Raw genomic sequence first — 9,940 nt, forward strand, 5'->3', positions numbered from 1 at the left:
CCCATGTACCCCTTCTCCTTCACCAAGGTCTCCGACACCCGTGAGGCACTCAACGCCGGGCAGCGCGGCGGGCGTTACATCGCCGGCGGCACCACCCTGGTCGACCTGATGCGCGAGACCGTCGAACGCCCCGACACGCTGGTCGACATCAGCGACCTGCCGCTGCGGGAGGTGACCGTCACCGAGCGCGGAGGCCTGCGGATCGGCGCTCTCGTGCGGATGACGGAGGCCGCCGCCCACCCCAAGGTCCGCGCCCTCTACCCGGTGATCTCGCAGGCGCTGGAGCTGAGCGCCTCCGCCCAACTGCGGAACATGGCCACCATCGGCGGCAACATCATGCAGCGCACCCGCTGCACGTACTTCCGTGACGTGAGCGCCGCCTGCAACAAGCGAGAGCCGGGCTCGGGTTGCGCGGCTCGGGACGGTTTCAACCGTACTCACGCGATCCTCGGCACGTCTGGCGACTGCGTGGCCACGCATCCCTCCGACGTCGCCGTCGCCTTCTCGGCGCTGGAGGCGAGCGTGCACCTCCTGGGCCCGGAAGGGACCGAGCGCACCGTCGCCTTCGCCGACTTCCTTCTTCGGCCGGGCAGCACCCCGGACCGCGAACAAGCCCTGCGAAGGGGCGAGTTGATCACCTCCGTCGAGATACCGGCCCTCCCGCGTCCGCTCAGGTCCGGCTACCTGAAGGTGCGGGACCGGCAGTCGTACGAGTTCGCGCTGACCTCGGCCGCCGTTGCTCTGCACGTCCGAGGTGGCGTGATCCGCGGGGCGAAGGTAGCCGCCGGTGGCGTGGGCACCGTGCCGTGGAAGCTGCCCGCCGTCGAGCGCCGTCTCATCGGCGAGCGTCCTTCGCACACCCTGTGGGCCGAGGCGTCCAAGGAGTCGGCGGACGGGGCCCGTCCCCTTCAGCACAACGGTTTCAAGGTCGAGTTGCTCAAGCGGACCGTCGAACGCCAGCTGCGCATCGTAGGAGGTACTAAGTGAGCCCGCAGCCGCAGGCAGCCGTCGGCGCACCGCTCTCCCGCGTGGACGGACGGCTGAAGGTGACCGGTCAGGCGAAGTACGCCGCCGATCACGAACCCGACGGGACCGTGCACGCGGTCGTCGTCGACAGCACCGTCGCCCTGGGACGGATCACCGGCGTCGACACCCGTGCCGCCCTCGCGCAGCCGGGCGTACTGACGGTGATCAGCCACCTCAACGCCCCCGAGCTGGCGTACCGCGACAACCCGGGCGGCTACAACCCGCCGGGCAGGCGGCTGCGCGCCTTCCAGGATGACCAGGTGCTCTTTCACGGGCAGCCGGTGGCCGTCGTGGTCGCCACCACCCTGGAGGTCGCGCAGCACGCCGCGGACCTCGTGGAGATCGAGTACGACTCGCGGCGGCCCACGACCGACATGAGCGGCAGCCCGGCCGGCGGCACGCCCCAGAACTACGCCCGGGGCGACGCGGAGGCGGCGCTGGACTCCGCGGCCGTACGCATGGAGGCGACCTACCGGCTCGCCCGCAACCACCACAACGCGATGGAGCCGCACGCCACCGTCGCCCGCTGGGACGGTGACCGGCTCACCGTCTGGGACAAGACCCAGTGGGTGCAGGGCACTCGGAACGAACTCGCGGCCGTGTTCGGCATCCCGCAGGACTCGGTGCGCGTCATTTCACCGTTCGTCGGCGGAGCGTTCGGCAACGCCTCGCGGGTCTGGCCGCAGACCACCATCGCGGCCGTGGCCGCGCGTGAGACGGGCCGTCCGGTGAAGCTCGCGCTGACCCGTGAGCAGCTCTACTTCCACGTGGGCTACCGGCCCACGTACGAGTACCGGGTACGCGTGGGAAGTGACCGGCGCGGACGCGTGACCGGCATGATCCACGACCTGAGGTCGGAGACCTCCCGCTATGAGACGCACGGAGAGCCGATCCTGAGTCTCGGGCAGATGCTCTACAACACGCCCAACGTTCGCATGACGCAGCAGTCGGTGCCCCTGGACGTGAACACCCCGACCTGGATGCGTGGCCCCGGCTACTCCACCGCCGCCTACGCCCTCGAGTCGGCGATGGACGAACTCGCCCACAAGCTGGGCGTCGACCCGATCGAGCTGCGCCTGCGCAACGAACCGGAGGAGGACCCGTCCGACGGGCTGCCGTTCTCCACCCGGCGGCTGCGCGAGTGCCTCGCCACCGGCGCGCGCGAGTTCGGCTGGAACCGCCGTACCCCCCGGCCGCGCTCCACCCGCGACGGCGACTGGCTGATCGGCATGGGCATGGCCGCCGGTGCCTACCACACGCGGCGAGACCCGGCCGAGGTCTCGGTCCGGCTGGACGCCGACGGCACCGCACTGGTGCAGTCCGCGGCCAGTGACATGGGACCGGGTACGTACACCTCCATGACCCAGGTCGCCGCCGACGCCCTCGGCCTGACCATGCGCAACGTGACCTTCCAGCTCGGTGACTCCCTCATGCCGCCGGCCCCGCTGCAGGGCGGCTCGAAGACCATGGCCAGTGTCGGATCCGCCGTTCAGGACGGCTGCGACAAGCTGCGGCAGCAGGCGATCAAGCTGGCCGTCGAGGACGAGGACTCTCCGCTGTACGGCGTCGACCCGGCCGATGTCGTCGTACGGGGCGGTCGGCTGCACGTGAGGGACAACCCGGCGCGCGGGGAGACCTACCGGCAGCTCCTGGCACGCAACAACCGGCCCCGCCTCGAAGCGAGCGGGACCTACGCGCCTGGCGAGGAAGTGGAACGGTTCTCCACCCATGCCTATTGCGCGACGTTCGCCGAGGTCGCCGTCGACCGGCGGCTGGGGCTGGTGCGGGTACGGCGGATGCTCGGCGTGTACGACGTGGGGCGGATCATCAGCCCCAAGCTCGCCGACAGCCAGGCCATCGGCGCGATGACCGGCGGTATCGGCACGGCCCTGCTGGAGCACACGGTCACTGACCACCGCGACGGTCGGATCGTGAACGCCAACCTTGCCGACTACCTCGTCCCCGTCAACGCCGACGTCCCTGACCTGCGTGCGATCTACCTCGAAGGGGAGGACGCCGAAGCCGATCCCCTGGGCGTCAAAGGTCTCGGGGAGGTCGTGCAGGTCGGCGTCGCGCCCGCCGTGGGCAACGCCGTGTTCCACGCCACCGGGCGCCGGATCCGCGAACTGCCCATCACCGCCGAGGCGATGCTCTGAGCCGAGGCCCCGGGCGGCCGGTTTCATGGTGGGGCGCCGCCGCTCGGGGGCTCACCGGACGTTCGGTGGGCAGCCACGCACTGCAGCCGGACACCAGGGCCGCTGCCGCGACCAACCGTTCCCCCGACGGCGCGCGGCGGCGACCCGCCCAATCTGTCGTCCCTTACGGAGACCCGGCGCATAAGGGGCATCCCGTGCGTGACCGCCGGTCTTCCGCCGAATCCCCCGAAGCGAGAGAGTGCGTATGGCCACCGAACTCCCGGTCTTACCCTGTGATCCGTTCAAAGGACTCGCGCCGGTGCCCTCCCGGCCCACCACGATTGCGACGACAGCCGCCGTCGGTCGAACAAGCCCTGTGATGGGGCCAGTTGATCACCTCGGTGGAGATTCCGGCCCTTCCGCGCCCTCTCGGGTCCGGCTACCTGAAGGTGCGTACCCGCAGTCGTTCGAGTTCGCGCTGAGCCAACACAACGGTTTCGAGGTCGAGTTCCTCCGGCGGACCGCCGAACGCCGGCTGCGCATCGTAGGAGGTACTAAGTGAGCCCGCAGCCGCAGGCAGCCGTCGGCGCTCCGCTCTCCCGCGTGGACGGACGGCTGAAGGTGACCGGTCAGGCGAAGTACGCCGCCGATCACGAACCCGACGGGACCGTGCACGCGGTCGTCGTCGACAGCACCGTCGCCCTGGGACGGATCACCGGAATCGACACCCGTGCCGCCCTCGCGCAGCCGGGCGTACTGACGGTGATCAGCCACCTCAACGCGCCCAAGCTGCCGAACCTCGACACCCCGTTCGAACGGCTGCTCGCCTTCCAGGACGACCGGACCCTCTTCCACGGTCAGCCGGTCGCCGTCGTGGTGGCCACCACCCTGGAGTCGGCGCAGCACGCCGCGAGCCTGGTCGAGGTCACCTACAACGCCGAGCAGCCCTACACCGACCTGACCGAGGCTCCTCCGGCCGACGACCCCGAGACCTATGCGCGCGGCAACGCGGACGAGGCGTTGCGTTCCGCCGTCGTACGGCTGGAGACGACCTACCGGCTGGCCCGCAATCACCACAACGCCATGGAGCCCCATGCCACCGTCGCCCGCTGGGACGGCGACAAGCTCACGGTGTGGGACAAGACCCAGTTCGTGGTCGGCACCCAGAACCAACTCGCAGGCGCCTTCGGCATCCCGCGGGAGTCGGTGCGGGTCATCTCGCCGTTCGTCGGCGGCGCGTTCGGCAGTGCGTTGCGGACCTGGCCGCACGTCACCATCGCGGCTCTCGCCGCCCGTATGACGGGCCGCCGGGTCAAACTCGTCCTGACCCGCAGGCAGCAGTACTTCGGCACGGGGTACCGGCCCGCGTACGAGTACTCGGTACGTCTGGGCAGTGATCGCCGCGGACACCTGACCGCCGTGATCCACGAACTGCGGTCGGAGACCTCCCGCTACGAAACGCACAGGGAGCCCGTCCTGGGCATCGGGCAGATGCTCTACACGACGCCCAACGTCCGTCAGGAGCACCGCTCGGTCCCGCTGGACGTGAACGCGGCAACCTGGATGCGCGGTCCCGGCTACGCCACCGCCGCCTTTCCCATGGAGTCGGCGCTGGACGAACTCGCTTACGAACTGGGCGTCGACCCGATCGAGCTGCGCCTGCGCAATGAACCGGAGGAGGACCCGTCCAGCGGGCTGCCGTTCTCCACCCGACGCCTGCGCGACTGCTACCGCGTCGGCGTCCGCGAGTTCGGCTGGAACCGCCGCAACCCCCGGCCGCGCTCCACCCGCGACGGCGACTGGCTGATCGGCACCGGTGTGGCCACCGGCGTCTACGACGTCGTACGCAGCGCCGCCCAGGCTTCGGTCCGGCTCGACGCGAACGGCACCGCACTGGTTGAGAGCTCGGCCAGCGACATGGGCCCCGGCACGTACACCTCAATGACCCAGGTCGCTGCGGACGCCCTCGGCCTGACAATGCGCAACGTGACCTTCCGGCTCGGCGACTCCGTCATGCCGCCTGCCCCGGCACAGGGCGGCTCGCGAACCATGGCCAGCGTCGGCTCCGCCGTCCAGGACGGCTGCGACAGACTGCGGCAGCAGGCGATCCGACTCGCCGTCGAGGACCAGGACTCTCCGCTGTACGGCGTCGACGCCGCCGCTGTCGTCGTACGAGGCGGCCGGCTGCACGTCAAGGGCAACCCGGCGCAGGGGGAGACTTACCGGCAACTCCTGACCCGCAACGACCGCGACCACCTGGAGACACTCGGGACCTTCACTCCGCCGTCGGGACCGGCACGGTTCTCCATGTACGCCTACGGCGCGATGTTCGCCGAGGTCGCTGTCGACGACCGGCTGGGGCTGGTTCGCGTGCGGCGGATGCTCGGCGTGTACGACGCGGGCCGGATCATCAGCCCCAAGCTTGCCGACAGCCAGGCCCTCGGCGCGATGGTCGGCGGCATTGGCGCTGCCCTGCTTGAGCAGACGGTGACCGACCACCGCGATGGCCGGATCGTGAATGCCAACCTGGCCGACTACCTCGTCCCCGTCAACGCCGACATCCCCGACCTGCGCGCGATCTACCTCGACGGCGAGGACCCCGAAGCCGACCCCATCGGCGTCAAGGGCCTCGGTGAGATCGTGCAGGTCGGCGTGGCACCCGCCGTGGCCAACGCCGTTTTCCACGCCACCGGGCGCCGGATGCGTGAACTGCCCATTACGGCGGAGGCGTTGCTCTGAGCCGAAACTCTCAGACACGAGCCCCGGGCGGCCGGACTCGCCAAGTGGTGAGCCGGGTCCCCGTCGTGCTTTCTGATCCGCCCGGTGGCTGCCACGCACAGCCGCCGGACACCAGGGCCGCCGCTGTGACAATCGTCCCCCACGGCGCGTGGCGGCGGCCTCCCGATCCGTCGTCCCTCACGGAGACCCCCATGTTGAACATCGCGGACACGCTGTATGACTGGTGCCGCGAGGCGCGTCCCTTCGCCCTCGCCACCATCGTCCAGGTCAGCGGCAGCGCACCCCTGCCGCCCGGCACCGCGCTCGCCGTGGACGCGGACGGCAATGCGGTCGGCAGCGTCTCCGGAGGCTGTGTGGAAGGAGCAGCCTACGAACTGTGCCGTCAGGTCCTGGCCGACTCCGGCGCCCCCGCACGGGCCCGTTTCGGCTACTCCGACGACGATGCCTTCGCCGTCGGCCTGACCTGCGGCGGCGAGATCGACGTGCTGGTGCAGCGGGTGGACCCGGACGACCAGTCCCACCTCGCCATTGCCCTCGACGAGGTACGGCGAGGCCGGCCCGCGGCCTTGGCGCAGGTGGTGGACGGGCCGGAGCGGCTCCTCGGCCGCAGCCTGTGCGTTCTCGGCGACGGCAGCGCGTACGACGGAACCCTGGGCGGCGCGCGAGAGGACAGAGCGGTCGCGGAGCAGGCCCGCGCCCTGCTCCGGGCGGGACGCACCGGACTGGTCGAGGTCGGCGGGGACGCCGGCACCTGTCCTGACCGGCTACGCCTGCTCGTCCACACCAACGCGCCCCGGCCCCGCATGCTGATCTTCGGCGCCGTCGACTTCGCGGGTGCGCTCAGCCAGGCTGGACGCTTCCTCGGCTACCGGGTCACCGTCTGCGACGCCCGTCCAGTCTTCACCACGGCGGCCCGCTTCCCGTACGCCGACGAGGTCGTAGTGGACTGGCCCCACCGCTACCTGGCAGGCACAGAGGTGGACGCCCGTACCGCCGTATGCGTGCTCACCCACGACGCCAAGTTCGACGTCCCACTCCTGCGCCTGGCCTTGAGCCTGCCCGTGGGTTACGTGGGCGCGATGGGCTCCCGGCGCACCCACGACCATCGCCTGGGCCTGCTGCGGGAGGCGGGCGTACTCGAGAGCCACCTGGCCCGTCTCCACTCACCGATCGGTCTGGACCTCGGTGCCCGCACCCCCGAGGAGACGGCCGTCTCCATCACCGCGGAAATCATCGCCCATGCCCACCACGGCACCGGGCTTCCTCTCTCCCACGGCACCGGGGCCATTCACGAGTCCATTGCCGCGAGGGGTGCCCTGGCAGGTCACTGAACACCGCTACAGGGCACAGCCCGGTCTGCCACATCGCGGCGCCGCCGAGCAGGCTGAATGCTCATAGGAGATCTATTCCTGGGCAAAGCCCCCCTTTTTTCAATCACAGGAGACAGACGATGGACAAGGACGTAGCGGTCATCATCGGGGCGGGCGGCATCGGCCTGGCGATCGCCCGTCGAGTGGGCATCGGCCGCATCGTGCTGCTGGCCGACTACAACGAGAAGGCACTGGGCGTTGCCGCCGAGCAGCTTCGCGGCGCGGGCCACGACGTGACCACGCACATCGTCGACGTGTCCGAACCCGACGCGGTGGCCGGGCTCGCCGACGCGGCCGCGGAGCTGGGCCCCGTCACGCAGGTCGTGCACAGCGCCGGGGTCTCGCCCGTACAGGGCACCACGGAGCAGGTCCTGCACGTCGACCTGCTCGGCACCGCGCTGGTCCTCGACGAGTTCGCCCGCGTCATCGCGCCCGGCGGCGCCGGTGTCGTCATCTCCAGCATGGCCGGCCACATGGCGGGTGCCTACCCGTACGACACCGAGCACGCGCTGGCGAGCACCCCCGTCTCCGAGCTGCTCGCCCTGCCGTTCCTGGCCCCCGAGAAGGTGGGCAACTCCGGTGCCGCCTATGCCCTGTCCAAGCGGGGCAACGCGTTGCGCGTACAGGCCGCCGCCGTCGAGTGGGGCAAGCACGGCGCCCGCATCAACTGCATCAGCCCAGGCATCATCTCCACCCCCCTGGCCCAGGACGAGATGTCTGGCCCCGGCGCCGAGGGATACCGCCAGATGATCGAGACGTCGGCCGCCGGACGCATCGGCACCCCCGACGACGTCGCCGAGGCGGCGGCCTTCCTGCTCGGGCAGCAGGCCGGCTTCATCACCGGGTCCGACCTCCTGGCCGACGGCGGTGTGATCGCGGCGCTGCGGGCCGCGCAGGCGTGGCCCGTGGGCCGAGCGCAGAGCTGACGCACCATCTCCGGGGGCGCGCGGCAACGCGGGCCCGCCCGGATCAGCAACCAACGGTGGCACCTGCTGGGCCGGCGCACGTCGCGCCCGCCTCGTCCCGTTCCATCACACCCTGAACCGCACCACCATCAGCGTCATCGAGAGGAACCCGCCGTGCCCCGTCCCACTCCGAAAACGCCCTGGGCCGCGGCCTGCGCCGCCGCCGTACTGATGCTCGCGGGCTGCACATCGGGGAGTTCGGGCGGCGAGCAGGAGCCCGCGTCGTCCGCCGCAACGGACAACGCGGGCTCGGGCTCCTCGCGCGTGCGAGTCCTGCGGACCGTGACGCAGGAACTGAACACCCCGTGGGGCATGGCCCCTTTGCCGGACGGCGACCTGCTGGTCTCCTCCCGGGACGACGGCACGATCACCCGTGTCGACGCGGACAACGGCCGGAAGACCGAGGCCGGCACCGTGCAGGGAGCGCAGGACCTGCCCGGCGAGGGCGGTCTGCTCGGGCTCGTCGTCTCCCCGGACTTCGCCTCAGACCGCCTGGTGTACGCCTACCTCACGACCACCTCGGACAACCGCATCGTCCGCATGCGGTACGACCCCTCGCGCCCACAAGGCGAGCAACTGGGCAGCCCGGAAACGGTGCTGGAGGGAATCCCCACCGGGACGTACCACAACGGCGGTCGGATCACCTTCGGCCCGGACGGCATGCTCTACGCCGGCACCGGCGAGACGTGGGACAAGCCGATCGCCCAGGACCGGGACTCGCTCGGGGGCAAGATCCTGCGCATGACCCCCGAGGGCCGGCCCGCCCGCGGAAACCCCGAGCCCGACTCGCCGGGTGTACTCCTCCGGCCACCGCAACCCGCAGGGCCTGGCCTTCGACGACGACGGGCAGCTGTGGGCGTCGGAGTTCGGCCAGGACACCTGGGACGAGCTGAACCTGATCCGGCCCGGCCGCAACTACGGCTGGCCGGAGGTCGAGGGCACGAGCGACCGGGCGGGCTTCACCAATCCAGTGGCGCAGTGGACTCCCGCCGAGGCCTCACCCAGCGGCATTGCCTACGCCGAGGGCGCCATCTGGATGGCGAGCCTGCGGGGCGAGCGCCTGTGGCGCATCCCGTTGGACGGCTCCAAGGTCGCGGGCGAGCCGTCGGCCGCGCTGGAGGGCTCGTACGGCAGGCTGCGCACGGTCGTGGCGGCGGGCGGTGACAGGCTGTGGCTGGTCACCAGCAACACGGACGGCAAGGGTTCACCGGAGGACAGCGACGACCGGATCCTGCTGCTCCGGGTTTCCTGAAGGCACACCGGGGCGGGCCCATCCGGTCCGCTCCGCGGCCGGCCAACATCGCGGGGCCTCATCCGTAGGAGCCCGGTTCGGCCCGAAAGGCGATAGGCGTTTGGTGGGCCTGGCGCTCAGTGCCATGGCCTGTTGGACGGCCATCTGGCGCCCGCAGTCGCCGTCATACTGGCACGGCACAGCCCCGTCCGTGCGCCCTTAAGCCGTCCCGCCGTCGGAAGGTAGATTTCCACAGGCCCGTTGGAGGCGCCCCGAATCCGATTTCTCGTTCGACCCGTCCACGCCGACGGAGAAACTGTGGTAGTGCCCGAACCATCCCGCCACGAGGACTTATATCCAAGGAGAGAGGACTCCAGCACTAGTAGGGCTTGGTCAGGTTCGTAGTGGTGTGGGTATGTCGCGATGGCAGGTGGGGCAGGCGCCGGTCCAGACGGCGAGGAGTGTCTGTAGTTC

The 9,940-nt window shown here is 70.6% G+C and carries 5 protein-coding genes and 1 pseudogene; all 6 read left to right on the forward strand.

The genetic code is table 11. The features are described 5' to 3' along the window. Positions 1–3 precede the first annotated feature (3 nt). The 6 genes and pseudogenes from ACFYX4_RS39940 to ACFYX4_RS39965 all read left to right on the forward strand — a co-directional run bounded on the left by ACFYX4_RS39940 (position 4) and on the right by ACFYX4_RS39965 (position 9,487). Positions 4–987, forward strand: coding sequence for an FAD binding domain-containing protein (locus ACFYX4_RS39940; protein ID WP_389344698.1), 984 nt, complete (start codon positions 4–6; stop codon positions 985–987). Next, positions 984–3,182, forward strand: coding sequence for a xanthine dehydrogenase family protein molybdopterin-binding subunit (locus tag ACFYX4_RS39945; protein WP_389344700.1), 2,199 nt, complete (start codon positions 984–986; stop codon positions 3,180–3,182). Before ACFYX4_RS39940 ends, ACFYX4_RS39945 begins: the two co-directional genes overlap by 4 nt. A gap of 537 nt (positions 3,183–3,719) precedes the next feature. Further along, positions 3,720–5,900 carry a xanthine dehydrogenase family protein molybdopterin-binding subunit gene (locus tag ACFYX4_RS39950; protein WP_389344702.1) on the forward strand — a complete coding sequence of 727 codons (2,181 nt, stop codon included), beginning with the start codon at positions 3,720–3,722 and terminating at the stop codon, positions 5,898–5,900. 191 nt (positions 5,901–6,091) lie between these two features. Continuing rightward, positions 6,092–7,231 carry an XdhC family protein gene (locus ACFYX4_RS39955; RefSeq protein WP_389344704.1) on the forward strand — a complete coding sequence of 380 codons (1,140 nt, stop codon included), beginning with the start codon at positions 6,092–6,094 and terminating at the stop codon, positions 7,229–7,231. Between the two features lie 119 nt (positions 7,232–7,350). Continuing rightward, positions 7,351–8,196 carry an SDR family oxidoreductase gene (locus tag ACFYX4_RS39960; protein ID WP_389344706.1) on the forward strand — a complete coding sequence of 282 codons (846 nt, stop codon included), beginning with the start codon at positions 7,351–7,353 and terminating at the stop codon, positions 8,194–8,196. Positions 8,197–8,547: 351 nt separating this feature from the next. Then, positions 8,548–9,487, forward strand: a pseudogene (locus tag ACFYX4_RS39965) (PQQ-dependent sugar dehydrogenase). Positions 9,488–9,940: the final 453 nt, after the last annotated feature.

The organism is Streptomyces sp. NPDC002328 (genome assembly GCF_042890065.1).
GTDB lineage: Bacteria > Actinomycetota > Actinomycetes > Streptomycetales > Streptomycetaceae > Streptomyces.

Excerpts from the sequence above, each read along its gene's own strand:
- ACFYX4_RS39940 (WP_389344698.1), top strand. The coding sequence starts at position 4 with ATGTACCCCTTCTCCTTCACCAAGGTCTCCGACACCCGTGAGGCACTC.
- ACFYX4_RS39955 (WP_389344704.1), top strand. The coding sequence starts at position 6,092 with ATGTTGAACATCGCGGACACGCTGTATGACTGGTGCCGCGAGGCGCGT.
- ACFYX4_RS39960 (WP_389344706.1), top strand. The coding sequence starts at position 7,351 with ATGGACAAGGACGTAGCGGTCATCATCGGGGCGGGCGGCATCGGCCTG.